This is a genomic window from Pseudomonas sp. IPO3778 (genome assembly GCF_013386825.1).
GTDB lineage: Bacteria > Pseudomonadota > Gammaproteobacteria > Pseudomonadales > Pseudomonadaceae > Aquipseudomonas.
This window is the reverse complement of record NZ_JACARC010000068.1, coordinates 1-18,805: the sequence shown is the minus strand read 5'-3', so window position 1 is coordinate 18,805 and position 18,805 is coordinate 1. Positions and strand designations below refer to the sequence as shown.

General features: G+C 59.9%; 14 protein-coding genes and 1 rRNA gene. 9 read left to right on the top strand and 6 right to left on the bottom strand.

What is annotated here, in order from left to right; translation table 11 throughout:
• Positions 1-138: 138 nt before the first annotated feature.
• The 4 genes from HX855_RS28995 to HX855_RS28980 all read right to left on the bottom strand — a co-directional run bounded on the left by HX855_RS28995 (position 139) and on the right by HX855_RS28980 (position 3,915).
• Positions 139-1,059: a LysR family transcriptional regulator gene (locus HX855_RS28995; protein ID WP_177087966.1), complete on the bottom strand. Its 921-nt coding sequence runs from the start codon at positions 1,057-1,059 to the stop codon at positions 139-141.
• A 171-nt stretch (positions 1,060-1,230) separates the two neighbouring features.
• Complete coding sequence (locus HX855_RS28990) at positions 1,231-2,079, bottom strand: ABC transporter permease (RefSeq protein WP_177087968.1); 849 nt, start codon at positions 2,077-2,079, stop codon at positions 1,231-1,233.
• 12 nt (positions 2,080-2,091) lie between these two features.
• Positions 2,092-2,943 carry an ABC transporter ATP-binding protein gene (locus tag HX855_RS28985; protein ID WP_177087971.1) on the bottom strand — a complete coding sequence of 284 codons (852 nt, stop codon included), beginning with the start codon at positions 2,941-2,943 and terminating at the stop codon, positions 2,092-2,094.
• A 78-nt stretch (positions 2,944-3,021) separates the two neighbouring features.
• A complete protein-coding gene (locus HX855_RS28980; protein ID WP_177087973.1) occupies positions 3,022-3,915 on the bottom strand; it encodes a TauD/TfdA family dioxygenase in 894 nt (297 codons plus the stop codon).
• A gap of 296 nt (positions 3,916-4,211) precedes the next feature.
• Here HX855_RS28980 and HX855_RS28975 point away from each other — a divergent pair, with 296 nt between their 5' ends.
• The 5 genes from HX855_RS28975 (at position 4,212) to HX855_RS28955 (ending at position 10,932) form a co-directional block, all read left to right on the top strand.
• Positions 4,212-4,922: a GntR family transcriptional regulator gene (locus tag HX855_RS28975; protein ID WP_177087975.1), complete on the top strand. Its 711-nt coding sequence runs from the start codon at positions 4,212-4,214 to the stop codon at positions 4,920-4,922.
• A 447-nt stretch (positions 4,923-5,369) separates the two neighbouring features.
• The gene (locus HX855_RS28970; RefSeq protein ID WP_177087977.1) at positions 5,370-6,134 is read left to right on the top strand and encodes a DUF3050 domain-containing protein; all 765 of its coding nucleotides are present in this window, start codon (positions 5,370-5,372) and stop codon (positions 6,132-6,134) included.
• Positions 6,131-7,078, top strand: a complete 948-nt coding sequence (locus HX855_RS28965) for a diiron oxygenase (RefSeq protein ID WP_177087979.1) — start codon at positions 6,131-6,133, stop codon at positions 7,076-7,078. Before HX855_RS28970 ends, HX855_RS28965 begins: the two co-directional genes overlap by 4 nt.
• Positions 7,075-10,455 (top strand): amino acid adenylation domain-containing protein, encoded by a 3,381-nt coding sequence (locus tag HX855_RS28960; RefSeq protein WP_177087982.1) that lies wholly within the window; start codon positions 7,075-7,077, stop codon positions 10,453-10,455. The genes HX855_RS28965 and HX855_RS28960 overlap by 4 nt, the downstream gene beginning before the upstream one ends.
• Before the next feature lie 27 nt (positions 10,456-10,482).
• Complete coding sequence (locus HX855_RS28955; protein ID WP_177087984.1) at positions 10,483-10,932, top strand: SRPBCC family protein; 450 nt, start codon at positions 10,483-10,485, stop codon at positions 10,930-10,932.
• Between the two features lie 116 nt (positions 10,933-11,048).
• On the opposite strand, the gene HX855_RS28950 is transcribed toward HX855_RS28955, so the two are convergent.
• Complete coding sequence (locus HX855_RS28950) at positions 11,049-12,929, bottom strand: methyl-accepting chemotaxis protein (protein ID WP_177087986.1); 1,881 nt, start codon at positions 12,927-12,929, stop codon at positions 11,049-11,051.
• Between the two features lie 279 nt (positions 12,930-13,208).
• Here HX855_RS28950 and HX855_RS28945 point away from each other — a divergent pair, with 279 nt between their 5' ends.
• The 4 genes from HX855_RS28945 (at position 13,209) to HX855_RS28930 (ending at position 18,515) form a co-directional block, all read left to right on the top strand.
• Positions 13,209-13,709, top strand: a complete 501-nt coding sequence (locus HX855_RS28945) for a sigma-70 family RNA polymerase sigma factor (RefSeq protein WP_177087988.1) — start codon at positions 13,209-13,211, stop codon at positions 13,707-13,709.
• The gene (locus tag HX855_RS28940) at positions 13,706-14,689 is read left to right on the top strand and encodes a FecR domain-containing protein (protein WP_177087990.1); all 984 of its coding nucleotides are present in this window, start codon (positions 13,706-13,708) and stop codon (positions 14,687-14,689) included. Before HX855_RS28945 ends, HX855_RS28940 begins: the two co-directional genes overlap by 4 nt.
• A gap of 86 nt (positions 14,690-14,775) precedes the next feature.
• The gene (locus tag HX855_RS28935; protein ID WP_177087992.1) at positions 14,776-17,268 is read left to right on the top strand and encodes a TonB-dependent siderophore receptor; all 2,493 of its coding nucleotides are present in this window, start codon (positions 14,776-14,778) and stop codon (positions 17,266-17,268) included.
• Between the two features lie 71 nt (positions 17,269-17,339).
• Positions 17,340-18,515: a PepSY domain-containing protein gene (locus HX855_RS28930; protein WP_177087994.1), complete on the top strand. Its 1,176-nt coding sequence runs from the start codon at positions 17,340-17,342 to the stop codon at positions 18,513-18,515.
• Between the two features lie 78 nt (positions 18,516-18,593).
• Here the strand turns inward: HX855_RS28930 and rrf are convergent.
• A 5S ribosomal RNA gene (gene rrf / locus HX855_RS28925) occupies positions 18,594-18,709 on the bottom strand.
• Between the last annotated feature and the right edge of the window lie 96 nt (positions 18,710-18,805).

Genomic DNA, 18,805 nt, shown 5'->3' with positions numbered 1-18,805 from the left:
GACGCAACGATCAAAAGGTATGCGATCTCTGTGGGAGCCGGGCTTGCCCGCGATGGCATCACCTCGCTATTCCTGAAAAACCGGGTCGCCCGCATCGCAGGCAAGCCAGCTCCCACATTGACCGAGCTCAATTCCGACTCACGTGGGCTGCGCTTCCTGCCACGTCGCCTCGCAGCATTCGCGCATGGTTTCGCGCAGCCATTTATGGGCCGGGTCCTTGTCGAAGCGCGGGTGCCAGGCCTGGGTCAGCACCAGGGTCGGCAGGGAGATGGGCAACGTGAACGCACGCAGCGGCAGCTTCAGGCGATTGGCGCTGTAGAGCGCTTCCTTGGGTATCGGCAGGATCAGGTCGGAGTCTGGCAACATGAACATCGCACCGTGAAACCCCGGGGCGATCACCGCAACACGACGCTCCAGACCCTGGGCATTCAGGGCAGTGTCGATCGGCCCGCGTGCGATGCCGCGCCGGGAAGTGCTGATGTGGGGATAGCTGGCGAACCGAGCGGCGGTGATTTCCCCATCGAACAACGGGTGCCCTTCCCGCGCCAGCCCGACGAAGGTGGTGGTGAACAGGTTCTGCACTTTCACCTCCGGGGTGATCGGCAGGGTGTTGCCCACCCGCAGGTCGAGCCGGCCTTCACGCAGGGCTTCATCATCGGTGGCGCCTTCAGGCACGAAGCGCAGCTCGCACAGCGGTGCCATGCGCTCCATGGTGTCGAACAGCCGGCCGCCATACACCCCGACAAAAAAGTCATTGGCCCGCACGCTGAAACGTCGGCGCAGGGTGCGCAGGTCCACTTCGTCCGCCGAGCGGAACAACAGCGCCGCCTGCTCCACCACGTTACGCACCTGGCCTTGCAACTCCAAGGCCTTGGGCGTGGGCACCAGGCCGCGCCCGGCGCGTACCAGGATCGGATCGCCCACCGCCTCGCGGATGCGCGTGAGCGTGCGGCTCATGGCGGCCGGGCTCAGGTTCATCCGTCGCGCCGCGCCCACCACACTGCCCTCGTCGAGCAGGGCGTCGAGGGCGACCAGCAGGTTCATGTCCGGTAGTTGCATGCCAAGCACTCGTAATCGGTTGGGAGTGAACTTGGCGCAATCGTAGCAGGCTTCTCTGTAGGAACGAGCCTGCTCGCGAAGAGCGTTAACGATAATGCGGGTATCCGGAAGGGACGCGTTGCCTGAGCATTTTTCGCGAGCAAGCTCGCTCCTACAGGGAGCAGCAGGTGGTTAGCGTTGCATGCCCCAGCGTTTCACGGTGACGCGCTCCAGGGTGTCGAACACCAGGTTTTCCACCAGCAGTCCGATCAGGATCACCACCGCCAGGCCGGCAAATACTTTGTCGGTGTACAGCTCGTTGCGGTTCTGGAAGATGTACCAACCCAACCCGCCCTTCCCGCTGGTAGCGCCGAAGACCAGCTCGGCGGCGATCAGCGTGCGCCAGGCAAACGCCCAGCCGATTTTCAGCCCGGCAAGGATTGATGGCAGTGCGGCCGGGATCAGGATGAACAACACGAAACGCAGGCCCTTGAGGCCGTAATTTCGACCGGCCATGCGCAGGGTTTCCGAGACACCGAGAAACCCGGAATAGGTGTTCAGCGCCAGCGCCCACAGCACCGAATGCACCAGCACGAAGATCAGGCTGTTCTGCCCCAGGCCAAACCACAGCAGCGCCAGCGGCAGCAGGGCAATCGCCGGCAACGGGTTGAACATCGAGGTCAGGGTGCTCAGCAGGTCACGGCCCAGTTGGGTCGATACCGCCAGCGTCGTCAGCGCAAACGCCAGCACAATGCCGATCAGGTAGCCCTTGATCAACACCGCCAGCGAGATGCCGACCTTGCTCAACAGCTCGCCACTGGCCATGCCGTCGCAGAACGCGCTTAGCGTCTGCAGAAAGCTCGGCAGCAGCAGGTCATTGTTCTGATAGCGGGCGACCGCTTCCCAGAGGATCGCGAGCACGATCAGGATCAGGCCTTTACGCAGCCAGCCTTGTTGCCACAGGCGCTGGCGCCACGGCAACTCGCGCTCTACGCGAACACCGGGCAACGGTTCGAGGGTGATTTCATATTCCTGGCGCATGGTGCAAACCCTTCAATAAGCGATACGGATATCGGCGAAACCCAGCTCGGTTTCCACCTCGGGCGCTTCATCAAACAACAGCCGATGGATGCGCCGTGCCGATGCCTGGAATTCCACACCGCCGAGGCTATGGAGGTCGTATTGATGGCTGTGGATTTCCGCCCGCACCCGGCCCGGGTGTGGCGACAACAACAGGATGCGGTTACCCACCACCAACGCTTCTTCGATGGAGTGGGTGACGAACAGCAGGGTGAAACGCACCTCTTCCCAGAGCAGCAATAATTCTTCCTGCATCTTGCGTCGGGTCAGGGCGTCGAGGGCGGCGAAGGGCTCGTCCATCAGCAGGATTTTCGGCTGCATGGCCAACGCCCGGGCGATCGCCACGCGGGCTTTCATGCCGCCGGACAGGGTGTGCGGGTACGCGTCGGCAAACGCCGTCAGGCCGACTTTTTCCAGGTAGTACAGGGCCCGCTCTTCAGCCTCGCGACGTTTGAGCGTCTTGGAGGCGAGCAGCGGGAACATGACGTTCTGTTTGACGGTTTTCCACGGCGGCAGTTGGTCGAATTCCTGGAACACGACGATACGGTCCGGCCCCGGCTGCTCGATTTTTTGCCCGAGCAAACGGATCTCGCCCTCGCAGGGTGTGATAAACCCGGCGATGGATTTCAGCAGCGTGGATTTGCCGCAGCCTGAAGGCCCCAGCAGCACAAAGCGGTCGGCCGGATCGATCTCGAAACTGACCTGGTGGGTGGCCCGCACAACTCGCTCAGGCGTGCGGTATTCAAGGCTGACGTGGTCCACCGACAGCAGGGCTGAGGGGGTGGTCGGGTTGCTGGCCGTGTGGCCTTGCAAGGGCGCGTTCATGTCAGCGCCCTTGCAGCAGGCCGAGCGTGGCGGCCAACCGCGCACCTGGATTTTTGTTGGACATGGTCATGCTCCGGATCAGAAAGGCGCGTCGCCCTGAATGGTGGTGCGGAACAGCTTGCGCCGCAGGTGGCTCGGGCAGCCAGCCGCCAGGTGGATCAGCGAGCGGTTGTCCCAAAACACGAGGTCGTGGGGCTGCCACTGATGGCGATAGATGTTTTCCGGCAACACGCTGTGGGCGTAGAGCTGAGCCAGCAGGTCGCGGCTTTCGTCCTCGGGCAGGCCGACGATACGGGTGGTAAAGCCTTCGCTAACAAACAGCGCCTTACGGCCGTTTTCCGGGTGGGTGCGTACGATGGGGTGCACCACTTCTGCCACTTGAGCGAGCTGCTCGGGCGTGAGGGTGGGGCGCCAATTGCCTTCGAATTTGGTTTCGCTATAGCGTGCGGTGTACGAATGCGCGGCGCTGCGACCTTCTACGGCCTTGCGCAGGGGTTCGGGCAGGCTGTCCCAGGCTTTGTGCATGTCAGCGAACAACGTGTCGCCACCCTCGGACGGCAGCTCCTGGGCATGGAGCATCGAGCCCAGGCTCGGCAGTTCTTTATAGGAGAGGTCCGAATGCCAGAACTTGCCGGCGTCTCCCAGGCCGATGGATTGGCCGTTTTCGATGATGTTGGAGACGATCAGGATTTCCGGGTGGTCGGCCAGCAGGAATTGTTTGAGCACGTGGATTTGCAGCACACCGAAGCGACGGCTGAAGGCAATCTGTTGTTCAGGGGTGATACGTTGATCGCGGAATACGACGACGTGATGGTCCAGGTGCGCGCGGTGGATGCGGGCGAAGTCCCGGTCGCCGACCGGGCGGGTCAGGTCCAGGCCAATGATCTCGGCGCCGACGCTGCCGGGAAATGGACGGATCTCAAAGGTTTGTGTGGTGGCGGTCGCTGTTGGAACAGTAGAGGTGGCAGACATGTGTTCACTCCCGGACGGTCAGGAGCGTGACTTTATAGTCATAAGAACGGCATTTTAAATACCGTTAGTGAATATCCATATGCTGCAATGTCTGTCGCTACACGTTCAGGGAATAAAATGTCCGGCCCAGGCGTTTAGCCTGTAAGACTTGATAAATGGGTGCTGTGAGCGTGTGGAACGCGCTGTTGAGTCGCTTACAAGCGGAAACCTTGCCCGTTTGACAAGCTTGTGGGCAATCTCTAGTGTGCATTGGATCCAATTAGCCACCTCACCCTGAAAAGGAGGATAGCGTAGTCGTGACGCAGAAGCCGAACCCTTTGAGCAGCATCCAGATCAGCGGACCTATCCCCGCCCATCTCGCCCGCTCCGTGATTGAAGAAACATTGCGCAACGCCATCCTGGATGGCCGCTTGCCCTGCGGCACCGCCATGCGCCAACAGGAGTTGGCCAGCTTGTTCGGGGTCAGCCGGATGCCGGTACGCGAGGCATTGCGCCAACTGGAAGCCCAGTCGCTGTTGCATGTGGTGACCCACAAAGGGGCGGTGGTGGCGCCGCTGATTGAAGACCATTCGGCAGAAACCTACGCATTGCGCATGCTTCTGGAGTCTGAAGCGCTGCGCTTGTCGATCCCCCTGCTCACCCCAGAGGACATAGCTCAGGCCAGTGCCTTGATCGATGCGCTGGAGCAGGAAAGCGACTACACCGAAATTGGCCGGCTCAACCGCCTGTTCCACATGGCGCTGTATGGCAAGGCGGCCAATCAACGGCTGCTCAAATTGGTGGAACACGGCTTGAACGAAGAAGAGCGCTTCCTGCGCTTCAACCTCGAAGCCATGGGCCTGGGCAAGACCTCCCAGGAAGACCACCGCGAACTGCTGGACCTGGTGGCGAAAAAGAAAGTCGACGAAAGCGTTCTGACGTTGCGTAACCACCTCACCCGCGGCATGGAGGTGATTACGGCTTACCTCAACAGCCTTGAAGTGACGGAAGAGAACGCGGCGCTGTAAATTCTCCGTGGAACTGAAACACCTCCTCCGACCACAAAGCGCTGCGAAGCGACTCTGGCCGATGGAGGTCAGTGCACACTCCTTACGCCCATTAAAACATTAACCCCCAACAACACTTCCCACACTCCGCAGAGCGATCCAACTACCGCACTATTCTTATTCGTAAAAACTTACAAAACCAAAAACACCTGAATACTTAATCAGACTATTACCCACACTCCCAAATCGACAGCGTGAGCCCATGCCCGGGCGTCACTGCGCGTGGCGTTCCATTAAATAAAGCCTTGGTGTTTTGTCACAGCATGCTGCTTGCTTAATAACAGCGCCAGCCTTGTACAGGGCTGCCTGTTATCAAGGCACCCGCGCCTGTGTGAAAACCAATGTTTATTTGTCGCTAAAGCACAACGCTTTTATCAGGGAAGAGACAACGACTTATAGGCATCAACCATGTTCCAGCACTCATACCTGCTTAAACAAAAAAAGCAGCAGTTACACAGCCATCCACTTTTCAAACAAATAAATACACTCCCAAAGTTGCAATACTTTATGGAAAACCACGTATTCGCCGTTTGGGACTTCATGACACTGACCAAACGCCTGCAACATGACCTGACCGGTATGCGTCTGCCCTGGTTGCCGCCAACGGACCCACAGGCGGCACGTCTGATCAATGAGATCGTGTTGGGCGAAGAGTCGGACGCGTATCCCGGCCACCGACACGGCAGCCATTTCGAGTTGTACCTGGAGGCGATGCGTGAAGTCGGCGCGAGCACCACGACCATCGAGCGGTTCATCACCCTGCAACGGGACGGCAGCGATGCAGAAACGGCCCTGCAAAAACTCGATGTCCATCCTGCCGTGGCTCGCTTCGTCAGCAGCACATTGCAGGTTGCCTTGCACGCACCCACCCACTGCGTGGCGGCAGCCTTTCTGCACGGCCGCGAGAGCGTCATCCCGACGATGTTCAAACGCATTCTGGAGGGCTGCGAGATCGCTCACCACCAGGCGCCGACCTTCTGCTACTACCTCAAGCGCCACATCGAGGTCGACGCCGAGGAGCATGGCCCGGCGGCAACACAATTGTTGCAACGCCTCACGTTCGCCGACCCGAGTCGCGAGCAGCAAGCCAACAGCGCCGGCCTCAGCGCCGTGGAAAGCCGCCTGGCCTTATGGGACGGGTTGCACCTGCGCCTGCCGGAGGTGAGCCCATGAACCCTGCCGACTACCGCTCATTCGCCGACGACTGGGAACGCCGCGCGACCATCCGCACACGCCCACGTCGCGTGCTGGAAAATGACCACAAGCTGATCTATCCCCTGAGCCGACAACCCCTGGTGCTGAGCGCGACCTTTGTCGATCAATGCCCGCAATGCCGCGACTTTGTCTTGCTACAGACGTTCTACAAATTCATCAACGATGTGGTGATCTTTGAAACCGAGATCGTCGACAAGACCGCACGCAGCATTGCCAAAAATCGCTTCTCGGTGCCCTTCCCGCTTGCCTGCCGCTACGACGCCATGACCGTGGTGGTGGATGAGGATTACCACGCCCTCGTCGCCCTCGACTTCATGCAACAGGCCGTCGAGATGACGGGCATCCCGGCGCTGGAACTGCCCGGGCAAATCGAGCTGAGCCGCGCCTTGCCTGCCGCGTTGGCGCTGGCTCCCGCCCACCTGCGCGATGCCGTGGAATTGATTGCCGTGGCCATCGCCGAGAACACCGTGACCCATGACGTGGCGGCGTTTTCCAAGGACGACAGCGTCAAACAATCCATCCGTGGCCTGATGGCCGACCACCTGTTTGACGAGGGGCGCCATGCCGTTTTCTGGACGCGCTTGGTGCGTCTCTATTGGCAGTCTGCAAACGCCGAAGACCGCGACTGCATCGCCCGGATCCTGCCGGTATTCCTCCAGCATTACTTGACCCACGACCTGCAAAGAAACTTCGACCTGCAGCTGATCGAGCACTTGGATATCAGCACCCGCACGCGTTCTGCATTGCGGGCTGAAGTGCAGGCGATGGACTTTCCCATTACCCGCCAGCATCCGCTGCTCGGCAATATCCTGGGGTTCCTGAATCACAGCGCACTGCTGCAAACACCGAGTGTGGTACAGGCCCTGGACGCGTTTCTTCCGGCGTCAGGAGCCCACCCATGAGGCGCCTGAAGATTGGGTGGGTGGGGTTCAGCGCAGCGTTGAACGAGGTCCGGCGGGCGCTTGAGCAATACGGTCATGCGCTGGTAAGGGCGGAGAATGCGGCAGACGTCGATCTCCTGATTGACGACGGCAGCGAGGAGATCCCGTCGAACTTGAGTCCCGCAGCCTTGATGAGCCTGCGCCTGGGCATCGAAGCATTGGCCGACGGCGGCCTGCCGACGCTGCAACTCCGGTGCTATGCCGGCACCCGACGCCTGCTGGCGACCCTGGACGTGGCCGGCGAGCCCAGTGGCAACGGCCAACGGTTGCGACAGGAGGCGATAAGCCGTCTGGTGGAATGGGTGGCCCAGCACGTCAGCGGCTTCTCCCGGGACGCGGGCTATTTCTCGCAAACCGCGATCGCCTCCGATGCGCCCGAACACGGCTTGCATGCCCTCGCATCGTTGGCCTACCTGCACCGCTTTAACCAGACCACCGACTTGGCACTGCAACAACAAGCCCAAGTGCCCATGATCGAGCGCCTGGAACGCAGCCTTCAAACCTTCGCCGAACGACCAGCGCTGAACATCGCCGGCAGCGTGCTGAGCTACCGACAGCTGCATCGCAAGAGCCTGGCTATCCAACAGCATCTGTGGCCCTTGCTTGAGGCCAGCGACACACCGCCGGTAATCGGCGTCTGCCTGGCCAAGTCCCTTGAGCTGTACGCCAGCATTCTCGCGGTGCTGGGCTGCGGTGCGGTGTACCTGCCCCTGGAACCAGGCCACCCGCTGCAACGCCAGCACGCCATGCTGGAAAACGCCGGCGCCGCGGTGCTGCTGGACGATGGCGCGCATCCACTGCGGGGGCGTTTTTCTGCAGTGGATGTCAGTACCCTCGACGCGCACGACACCCCACCGCTAATGCGCCAGCGCCCGGCGATGAATGCGCCTTGTATGGTGCTCCACACCTCGGGCACCACCGGCCAGCCCAAGGGTGTACTGCTCAGCCAGTACAACCTGGCCCACTTCACCGCCTGGTTCGGCGGCCATGTGCAACTGAGCGAACACAGCCGGGTGTTGCAGTGCTCGCCACTGAGTTTTGACTCTTCGCTGATTGATATCTTCGCGCCCCTGATAGCCGGCGCCGAGTTGATCGTGCCCTGTGACGAACAGCGGCGCGACCCGCAACAACTGGTGGAGCTGATCCGGCAACAGCGTGTCACCCATGCCTTCCTGCCACCGGCGCTGCTGAGCATCCTGCCGCTGGATCAACCCTTGGGGCTGGCACACCTGATGACCGGAGGTGATGCCTGCGAGCCCTGCGTCATCGAGCGGCTGGCGGGGCAATGCACCTTGCACAATTTCTACGGGCCGACGGAAGCCACCGTGCTGGTGACATGCCGCACGTTGCGGCCAGGCGACAGCAATCGCAACGTGGGCATGCCCATCGCCAACAGCCGGGTACTGATCCTCGACGAGCAACGGCAACCCGTGGATGAACAGGTGATGGGCGAGTTGTACATCGTCGGCCCCGGTGTCGGCCTGGGTTACCTCAATCAGCCGCAACAGACTGCCGAGTATTTCGTAGAACTGTCGTTGCCCGACGGCCAGACTTTGCAGGCCTACCGCAGCGGTGATCTGGCGAAGTGGACGCAATACGGTATCGAGCTGGGCGGGCGCCGGGACCAGCAAGTGAAGATTCGTGGCTTTCGGGTCGAGCCCCAAGAGATCGAATGCTGCCTGCGCAGCAGTCAACTGTTTCGCCAAGTGGCGGTAGTGATCGACCGTGACCAGCGGATCCTGGCCTTTGTCGCGCAGCCTGAGGCCCAAGGTACCGCGCCTGCACTCCAGCAACATGCCCGGCAAGCGCTACCGGATTATCTGCAGCCAACCCTGTGCATCGAGCTTGCGAGCATGCCGTGTACGCCCAACGGCAAGGTCGACCGCCCAGCCTTGCTGGCGTTGCCGACTCAACCGATGCCTGCGATCAACCGCTGCCCGCCGCAAACCCCGATGCAAGCGGCGTTGCTGGACCTGTGGAGCGAGTTGCTGGGCATACCGGCCACGCAGCTGTCGACGCAAGACAGCTTCTTCAACCTCGGCGGCCATTCCATCCTGTTGTCGACGATGCTGCTGCGTATCCGTGCGCAGTTCGGTCGCAGCCTGTCCCTTAACCGTTTTTTTGAAACGCCTACGGTCCGCACCCTGGCCGCACTGATGGGTGACGCCGCGGCCCCTGCAGCACCGACCGGGCAAGCGACACAGGACGCGCTGCGTGAACTGGACATGCAGATATTGCCGGCGGATCAGGCGGGTGAACGCCGCAAGATCATCGTGACCGGGGCCAACAGTTTTCTCGGGGTGCATATGGTCGAGGCGCTGCTGGCCGGTGGCGCGCTTGAAGTGGCGTGCCTGGTGCGCGAGCGTCCCGGACACTCGGCGGCCGCACGGTTCGCCGAGGCCTTGCGCGCGTACCGCCTGGACCACCTGGACCTGACCCGGGTGCGGGTGTATGCCGCCGACATCAGTCAGCCCGGGCTGGGCTTGGCCCGCGACGTATATGAGTACCTCGCCGGGGAGTTTGGCGTGCTGGTGCACAACGCCGCCCACGTCAATCATGTGATGGATTACGCCACGCTGGCCAAGGACAACGTCGAGCCGGTGCTGGAATGCCTGCGCCTGTGTGAAACCCGGCGCAAGAAGGTCTTCAATTTTATCTCCACATTGTCGGCGGCCAGCAGCCTCGACGTGCAAGGCCAAGTCCTCGAAACGCCTGCCGCCGCCACACCGCCGCTCTACCTCCAGAATGGTTACAACCTGTCCAAATGGGTCGCGGAACGACTGGTGGGACGTGCCGCCGGGGAAGGCGCCTGGGTCAATATTTACCGCCCCGGAAACATCAGTTTCAACAGCCGCAACGGTGTCTGCGAGCCCCAGAAAAATCGCCTGATGTTGATGCTCAAGGGCTCGTTGCAGTTGGGGCTGGTACCCCGCCTGGGGTTGAACTTTGACCTGATGCCGGTGGACTTTCTCGCGCGGTTTATTGCCTTCCACAGTGGCCGCTGCGGGGCGGGGGGAACCGTGTTCAACCTGCATAATCCTCAGCCCTTGAGCTGGGAATCCTATGTCGATGCATTTCGCCAGGCCGGCCATGCCTTCGAACTGGTGAGCATCGCCCACTGGCAAGCCCACCTGCACACGGTGGACAGCCGCAATGCGCTGTTCGGCGTATTGGGTTTCTACCTCAATGGTGCGGGCGAGGACATCGGCGACACCTCGATGATCCGCCATGACAACGCACGGCGCGGTGTCCAGCAGATGGGGGCGCAGTACCCCGAAAAAAATCCGGCGCTGTTACGCAAGGGCTGCGCATACCTCAAGAGCATCGGCTTCCTGTGACCCGGAACTCAACCGAAGGAACACCTTATGAAACCTGACACGTTGATTCGCAACCCGTGCGGCACGCCCGTGGTGTCTTGCGTCGTGGTGGCGTGCGACGCAGCCCGCGCGTGGGCCGTGGTGGGCAATTTTGCGGGGTTTGATCGATTCATCCCCGCCTTGTCCCACATCGAGATGACCGGCGCAGGCACAGGCTCGCTGCGCAAGAAATACTTCCTCGATGGAAATCAGGTAGTGGAGCAACTCAACAGTCGCGACGAACAGGCCATGCAGATGACCTGGACGACGATTTACAACACCTTGGGCGTGGCCCGGCTGTGGGCGGCCATGAGTGTGGAGGCGCTGGGGGAGCGTTGCGCGAGGGTGACCTGGACGATCATCGCCGAGCCGGTTGAACACGGCATGGAGGGGTTTGACGCATTTGTGCAGGCATTCGCCGACAGCGCGCTGGAGAATGTTCGGCAGATGGTTGGCTGACGTAACTGTAGGAGCGAGCTTGCTCGCGAAAAACGAGAAGGCAACACGCGCTACCTGATAGCGCTGCGTTATCGTTGACGCTCTTCGCGAGCAAGCTCGCTCCTACACGGTCATCGTCAGATTTTGAAGCTGTCGACCAACTGCTTCAGCCGGTTGGCCTGTTGAGACAACGCATCACAATCCTTCAGTGTTTCGTTGAGGTTGGCCACGCCCTGCTGGTTCAGCAGGTTGATCTGGTTGATGTCGACGTTGAGGGTTTCCACCACGGCGGTCTGCTCCTCGGTGGCGGCCGCCACCGACTGGTTCATCCCGTCGATCTCGACAATCCGCTGAGTCACGCTGATCAGGCGCTCACCGGCCTGATTGGCGACCTCGACACTTTCTTCGCTGGAGGTTTGGCTGGCGTTCATCGTGGTGACCGCCTCACGCGAGCCAATCTGCAGCGAGGTGATCATTTTATGGATCTCTTCCGCCGACTCCTGGGTGCGGTGCGCCAGGTTGCGCACCTCATCCGCCACCACCGCAAACCCACGACCGGCTTCACCCGCGCGCGCGGCTTCAATCGCGGCGTTGAGGGCCAGCAGGTTGGTTTGCTGGGAGATGCCTTTGATCACATCCAGGATGTGGCCGATGTTGTCGGTGCTGGCGTTCAGGGTTTCAATCTGCGTGCACGACAGGCTGATTTTTTGCGAAAGCTCCGACATCGCCAGGATGGTTTGCTCCACTACCTTGCGACCGTCATCGGCCTGCTCGCTGGCACCACTGGCGTGTTGCGACGCATCGGCGGCGTTGCGCGCGATTTCCTGAGTGGCGGCCCCCAGTTCGTTGATCGCTGCCGCCACGCTGTTGGTGCGGGCGCTTTGCTCATCGGAGCCGATGATCGAGGCGTTGGACGAGGCCATTACCCGTTGGGACAGGTCGTGTACCTGGCGGGTGGCCGAGGACACTTCGGAAATTGACGCGTGAATACGCTCGACGAATTGGTTGAAAGCACTGCCCAGGTCACCGAATTCATCTTTGCTTTCCACGGTCAGGCGGCGAGTCAAATCACCCTCGCCCTGGGCGATGTCCTGCATGGCGCGGCCCATGGTGGTCAGCGGGCGCATCAAGACCTGGATCAGCAGGCTCAGGAACACCGCAATGGCGGCGACCGCAATGAACATGGCGATCAATGCAGAGGTGCGGAACTTGCCCAATGGCGCGTAGGCTTTGTCTTTATCGATCGACAGGCCAATGTACCAGTCTGCGTTCGGCAATCCGCTGATCGGGGTGAAGGACAGAATGCGCTCCTGGCCATTGAGGACGACTTCCTGATTGACCTTCTCGATGCGCACGGGGGTGCCCGGGTAGATGTCCTTGAGGTTTTTCATCACCTGGTCCTGGTCCGGGCTGACGATCACCTGGCCGTCACCGCTGACCAGGAACGCATGGCCGACGCCGCCGAAATCCACCGAGTTGATGATCTTTACCAGCGTTTGCAAGCTCAGGTCACCACCGACCACGCCAAGCAATTCGCCATTCTTTTTCACCGGCATCGCGATGGTCACGATCAGCCCACCCACCGCTGCCATGTACGGCGGCGTGAGCATGGTTTTGTCGGCTGCAACGGCTTGCTTGTACCAGGGACGCTGACGCGGATCGTAGCCATCGGGCATTTTGGCATCGGGCCGTTGGGTGAACACACCGTTGGTTGACCCGACGTAGGTGAACTGGAAGTTGGACGTAAAGGCCGACTGGTCGACCAACCCCGGAAGGTCGGCAGCGCTGCCTTGATGGGCGATGTTCTGCGCCAGGCTTTCCAGTACCAGCACCCGCCCACTTAGCCAGTTCTGCACACTGCTGGCGGTCAGTTCACCGGATTGCTGAATGGACGACTCCAGGTTTTGTCGGATGGTGTTGCGCTGCAGGTAGTCGTTGTAGAACGTGAATAACGCGAAGGCCAGAACCACTACGCCTGACGCGGCCAACAGAATTTTATGACTGAACTTGAGATTCATTTCATTGACTTCTTTTTGCCAAAAGGGGGTGAGCGTGCCGGATGCAACATTCCATGTAACGGTATAGGCAGACTCTTCGACTGCTCTATTTCGGTGCACGCATGGCTCGTCAGGCTGTCGGCCAGGTCAGGATAAATCTTAGGAATTTGTGAGAAGCATCCGCTTTTAGCGTCAGAAGCCGACCAGCGGTAGCCACCTGAAGCCGGGAGTTGCAAAATTTTTCAGCCTTGCCGACAATGCGACTAATTATCATTTGTGACGCTTTGCCAGGCCGTGTGAATGCCCTCTTCCGAGTACGCAGTACAGACGCTTTACAGCCACCATCATGGCTGGCTGAACACGTGGCTGCGCAGCCGTCTGGGCAATGCGGCGGATGCGGCAGATCTGGCGCAGGACACGTTCGTGCGCCTGCTGCAAAAAACCGAACGCTTTGAACTCAAGGCCCCTCGCGCCTTCCTGCGCACCATTGCCAGGGGCTTGGTGATCGATCACTGGCGTCGCGAGGAAATCGAACGCGCTTATCTGGAGTCCATCGCCCATTTGCCTGAAGCCGTGGCACCGAGTGTTGAAGAACGTGCGTTGATTCTGGAGTTGCTGGAGTCCATCGCCCGGCTTCTGGAAGGGCTCAAGCCCAAGGTGCGTAAGGCGTTTTTACTGGCTCAGTGCGACGGGCTGACTTACAGGCAGATTGCGCAGCAGATGGGCGTGTCGTTGCGCTCGGTGGAGCGGTATGTCGCCGAGGCGCTGTATCACTGTTATGTGCTGCGGTATGAGGCATGACCTCGATGGATAACACGGCGCGCACAGGAATCGATCCGCAGGTGGTCAAGCAGGCCATCAGCTGGATGCTGCGATTGCGTAACAATCGCGCCAATGTCCGCCTGAAGGCACAATGCGAGCACTGGCGCGAGGCTCATCACGAGCACGAATTGGCCTGGCAACGCGTGCAGGCCCTGCAACATGAATTGAGCAGCCAGCTGGGGGCGGTTCCCGGCGCCCATCTGGCACTGGAAAACAGTGCCCAGCGGCTCGGTCGCCGGCAAGCGTTGAAGGTGTTGTCAGGTGTGCTGCTGATGGGTTCGGCGGCCTGGGTCAGCCGAGATATCACCGGCTGGCAGCGCTGGACCTCGGACCTGGCCACCAGCACCGGCGAACGCCGTAGTGTGCAACTGCCGGATGGCACACGCCTGCAGCTCAATACCGACAGCGCGGTGGACCTTGACTTCAACCCGCAGCAACGTTTGATCACGCTGGTACGCGGGGAAATCCTCGTGACGTGCGGCGCTGCTGCGACTGCGCCGCTATTGGTTCGCACCCGCCACGGTTTGTTCGAAGGTATCGACGGGCGATTTGTCGTGCGTCAGGACGGCGACTGCACGCGATTGAGCGTCACGTCCGGCAACGTAGCGATTCATTCGCCGCATACCGCAGACGGCCTGTTCACTCAGGTGCATGCGGGAGAAAGCTACCTGGTGCGTCAGAACGAGGCCATTCTCGCGCCGCCGCTGGATATGGATGCCGGGGCTTGGGCAGATGGATTGATCGTCACGCGCAATATGCGCCTTACCGACTTCCTGACGGAGGTGGGGCGCTACCGTCATGGTTACCTGGGGTGTTCCAGCGATATCGCGGACTTGCGCCTGTCCGGTGTTTTTCGCCTGGAAGACACCGAGAAACTGTTGACGATCCTCCCGCAGACGCTGCCTGTGCGCCTGCGCTATCGCACCCGCTGGTGGGTGAGCCTGGAGCGTCAGGCCTGATTTATTTTTGGCGGCTTTTTTCCGTGAGTCCGGCTTAGACAGTAAGCAATTCAATCTGCCTTCAGCGACCTCTACGGATCTCGATAATGACTGTGCGCTTTTTCAGTAACTCACCCTCCTCCTACCCTTTGCTCGGTAAAGCCGTACGCGCAGCGTTGCTGTCGACCACGATAGGCGTCGGCTTGCTGCCTGTTGTCGGCGTCGCGGCTGATGCCGGAGTCGAGCGTATCAGCCAGCGTTATGACATCCCCGCTGGCGCGCTGAGCGACGTGCTCAATCAGTTTGCACGCGAGGCTCGCATCACGTTGTCCAGCACCCCTGCGCAGACTCAGGGCCACCAGTCTGCCGGGCTGCACGGTGAGTATTCCGCAGAGCAGGGTTTGAGCCAGTTGCTCAGTGGGTCCGGCTTGCAGGCGCAGGCACAGGACGGCGTGAGTTTCGTGCTGCAGGCCCAGCCCGAGAGTGAGGCGCTGACCTTGCCGACTACCGACATCAAAGGCTTCGCCCTGGGTAACGCTCTGGGCAGCATGGACGGCTACAACGCAACCCACAGCCAGATCGCCACCAAGACCAGTACTGCGCTGCTGGAAACATCACAGACGGTTTCAGTGGTAACCCGCGAGCAGATGGACGACCAGGGCTCGCAAACCGTTGCCCAGACCATGCGCTACACCCCAGGCGTGCTGACCAACCCGTACGGTGCCACCCACCGTTATGACTACGTGGCGATGCGCGGCTTCAACGACGGTTCGGTGGATAACATCTACCTCGACGGCTTGAAGTCCATGGGTGACAGCGGGACCTACAGCACCATGCAGGTGGACCCGTATTTCCTGGAGCGGGTGGATATTCTCAAGGGCCCGTCATCGGTGCTGTACGGGCGCAGTTCGCCGGGTGGGCTGGTGGCATTGACCAGTAAGAAACCGTTGTTTGAGCCCTACCATCAGGTGCAGGCCACGGTGGGTTCGCAAGGGCAGCAAGGCATGGGTTTCGACTTCAGCGGCCCGGTGGATGACGACAAGCGTATTGCTTACCGACTGACCGGGCTTGCGGATAAGTCCGACACTCAATTCGACCACGCCAAGGAAAAACGCTACGCGCTGGCACCGACCTTGAGCATCGACTTTACGGATGACACGTCCCTCACGCTCCAGGCCTATCTGCAACACGACCCTGACGGTGGCTACCACGGTGGCATGCCGGCAGATGGGGCGTTGCATCAGCGCAATGGCCAGCGGATCTCTAATCACTTCTTCGAGGGTGAGCCGGGCATCGATGGGTACAAGCGTGACCAGCAGTCATTCGGCTATCAATTTGAGCATCGCTTCAATGATGTTTTCACCGCGCGGCAGAACTTTCGGTACCTGGACTCCAAGGTCCGCCTGGACCAGGTGTACGCCTATGGTTGGACAACGCCCACCAGTAATGAGCTGAATCGCTACTACTCAGGCGGTGACGAGAAGCTGCATGCGTTTATCATCGATAACATGTTGCAGGCTGAATTTTTTACCGGCGCAACCAAACACACCGTGTTGATGGGGGCGGACTATCAACGGCGCAAAACTGTGGTGGATTGGAGCAGCGGTTCGCTCGCCCCCATCAATGCGTTCAATCCGGTGTATGGCAATTCCGAGATCAGTTATTACAGCCCGACCAGCTACTTGCGTCGGCTTGAGCAGACCGGCGTTTACCTGCAAGACCTGATTGAAATGGACAAGTGGCGGTTCTCCCTCGGGCTGCGTCAGGACTGGGTCGAGACCTCTGATGAGAATCGCATTGCTGAGGTTGGCCGGCCCCTGGGCACGGAGATCAGTGATAAACGCACCAAGCTGACCGGACGTGCAGGGGCGCTTTACCTGTTCGATAACGGCGTTGCGCCCTACGTCAGTTATTCCGAGTCCTTCAACCCGAACTCCTATTCGGACAGCGCTGGCAATCCTTTGGCGCCTACCGACGGTACCCAGTGGGAAGTGGGCTTGAAATATCAGCCACCGGGTAGCGACAACCTGTTCACCGCCTCGCTGTTCCGCATCGATCAGGAAAACCTGGCGACCAAACTGCCGCAGGAGAACTTTTATCGCGCGGTAGGCGCTGTGCGCTCCCAAGGCCTGGAGTTGGAGGCGCACATGCAGTTGACCGATAACCTCAAGTTGTTAGGCAGCTATACCTTCACTGACATCGAGTATTCAAAATCGATGGTCAGCACGTTGAGTACCGCGGACAACGTGATCGAGAACAAGGGCAATTCGCCTACTCAGGCGCCGCGTCACATGGCTTCGGTATGGGCGGACTACAAGTTTGACAGTGGCGCCCTGGATGGCCTGCGACTGGGTGGCGGTGTTCGTTATGTCGGCTACAGCTGGGCAGATGCGGAAAACACCATGAAGGTGCCCGCCTATACGCTGTTCGATGCCTCAATGGGCTACGACTTGGGCAAGGTGGGGTTGAAGGGGGTGGATGTACGCCTGAATGCCAACAACCTGACGAACGAGTCCTACGTGGCGTCGTGTGCCAGCCTGAATTTCTGTTACCTGGGTGAAGAGCGCAACGTGAGTGCCACGGTGAGCTACCAGTTCTAATTCCACTCGATTCATACAAAGCCAGTTCCTGGTTCCAGGCGCTGGCTTTGTCGTCTTTGCAGGAAAATTTTATGCGCGCATTGCTGGTTTTACTTCATCGCTACATTGGCTTGGCGACGGCGTTGTTTTTGATGATCGCGGGGATAACGGGGAGTCTTTTGGCGTTTAACCATGAGCTGGATGAATGGCTCAACCCAGGGTTCTATAAAGCGACGGCCGAGGGTTTGGCATTGCCGCCAGGCGAACTGGTGGACACGTTGCAGGAGCAGCATCCCAAGCTGCAAGTCTGGTACATGGAGTATCCACAAGAGGCAGGGCATACCGCCATGCTGGCGGCGGTTGCGAGAAACAATCCAGCGACAGGTAAACCGTTTGACGAGCCTAACCAGGTCTTCTATCTCGATCCGGTGAGTGGCGAGGAAATGGGTAGGCGTTTTTGGGGGGCGTGCTGCTTGCAGCGTGAGAACTTCATTCCGTTCATTCTGGAGTTCCACTACAACCTGACACTGCCGGGTAATTGGGGACTGTGGCTGATGGGGTTGGTGGCGATTGCGTGGGTGTTCGATTGTTTTATTGCGCTGTGGCTGACCCTGCCGAGGGGCAAACCGTTCTGGAAGAAATGGTCGGCGGCATGGAAGATCAAGGGCGGTCATGCTTACCGATTGAACTTCGACCTGCATCGCGCAGGCGGCTTGTGGCTTTGGCTGTTGTTGCTGCCGATTGCGATCAGCAGTGTGGCGATGAACTTGCCGAGCCAGGTATTCAAGCCCGTTGTCTCGCTGTTTTCACCGGTTGAGGCCAGCGTCTATGAGGCCCGTGGCCGGTTGCCGAGCGAGCAATTGGGCGTTACGCAACTGAGTTATCAACAGGCCTATGAACGGGCGATGGAGGAAGGTAAGCGGCTGGGGCTTACGGCTGCGATTGGAGAGCTGTATTACAGCTTTGAGTACAACTTCTATGGCGCTGGTTTTGGGCAACATGACACCGAGGCCCACGGAAAATCCTGGCTGTTCTTCCACGGGACGGATGGGCGCTTGTTAGGGCAGGAAATAGCAGGGCAAGGCACGTTGGGGGAACGCTTTTATAGGCTGCAGCTACCGATCCATGGGGGCAGGATCATTGGGATGACAGGGCAGGTGTTGATTGCGTTGCTGGGGATTGTGATCACGATGCTGTCTGCTACCGGGATCTACATCTGGTGGCGCAAGTTACGGGCCAGACGAAACAGTAAGGCACGCAAAGGCTGAGTCGGTCCTGGCTCTTTGCTTAGCCCTTAAACGACAAAACCCCTGTCTGCGTTAGCAATCAGGGGTTCTGGAATTTAATCTTGACGATGACCTACTCTCACATGGGGAAACCCCACACTACCATCGGCGATGCATCGTTTCACTGCTGAGTTCGGGATGGGATCAGGTGGTTCCAATGCTCTATGGTCGTCAAGAAATTCTGGTACTGAGTCGTGGCCAGTTGGCCTCGCTTCAGCAAATTGGGTATGTGATAGCTTTCGGTGTTTTGCAAGATCTCGAACTTTCGGTTC

Coding starts and splice junctions, on each gene's coding strand:
- HX855_RS28945 (WP_177087988.1), top strand. CDS start 13,209: ATGCCCTCTTCCGAGTACGCAGTACAGACGCTTTACAGCCACCATCAT.
- HX855_RS28940 (WP_177087990.1), top strand. CDS start 13,706: ATGACCTCGATGGATAACACGGCGCGCACAGGAATCGATCCGCAGGTG.
- HX855_RS28985 (WP_177087971.1), bottom strand. CDS start 2,943: ATGAACGCGCCCTTGCAAGGCCACACGGCCAGCAACCCGACCACCCCC.
- HX855_RS28950 (WP_177087986.1), bottom strand. CDS start 12,929: ATGAATCTCAAGTTCAGTCATAAAATTCTGTTGGCCGCGTCAGGCGTA.
- HX855_RS28995 (WP_177087966.1), bottom strand. CDS start 1,059: ATGCAACTACCGGACATGAACCTGCTGGTCGCCCTCGACGCCCTGCTC.
- HX855_RS28935 (WP_177087992.1), top strand. CDS start 14,776: ATGACTGTGCGCTTTTTCAGTAACTCACCCTCCTCCTACCCTTTGCTC.
- HX855_RS28970 (WP_177087977.1), top strand. CDS start 5,370: ATGTTCCAGCACTCATACCTGCTTAAACAAAAAAAGCAGCAGTTACAC.
- HX855_RS28990 (WP_177087968.1), bottom strand. CDS start 2,079: ATGCGCCAGGAATATGAAATCACCCTCGAACCGTTGCCCGGTGTTCGC.
- HX855_RS28980 (WP_177087973.1), bottom strand. CDS start 3,915: ATGTCTGCCACCTCTACTGTTCCAACAGCGACCGCCACCACACAAACC.
- HX855_RS28955 (WP_177087984.1), top strand. CDS start 10,483: ATGAAACCTGACACGTTGATTCGCAACCCGTGCGGCACGCCCGTGGTG.
- HX855_RS28965 (WP_177087979.1), top strand. CDS start 6,131: ATGAACCCTGCCGACTACCGCTCATTCGCCGACGACTGGGAACGCCGC.
- HX855_RS28930 (WP_177087994.1), top strand. CDS start 17,340: ATGCGCGCATTGCTGGTTTTACTTCATCGCTACATTGGCTTGGCGACG.
- HX855_RS28960 (WP_177087982.1), top strand. CDS start 7,075: ATGAGGCGCCTGAAGATTGGGTGGGTGGGGTTCAGCGCAGCGTTGAAC.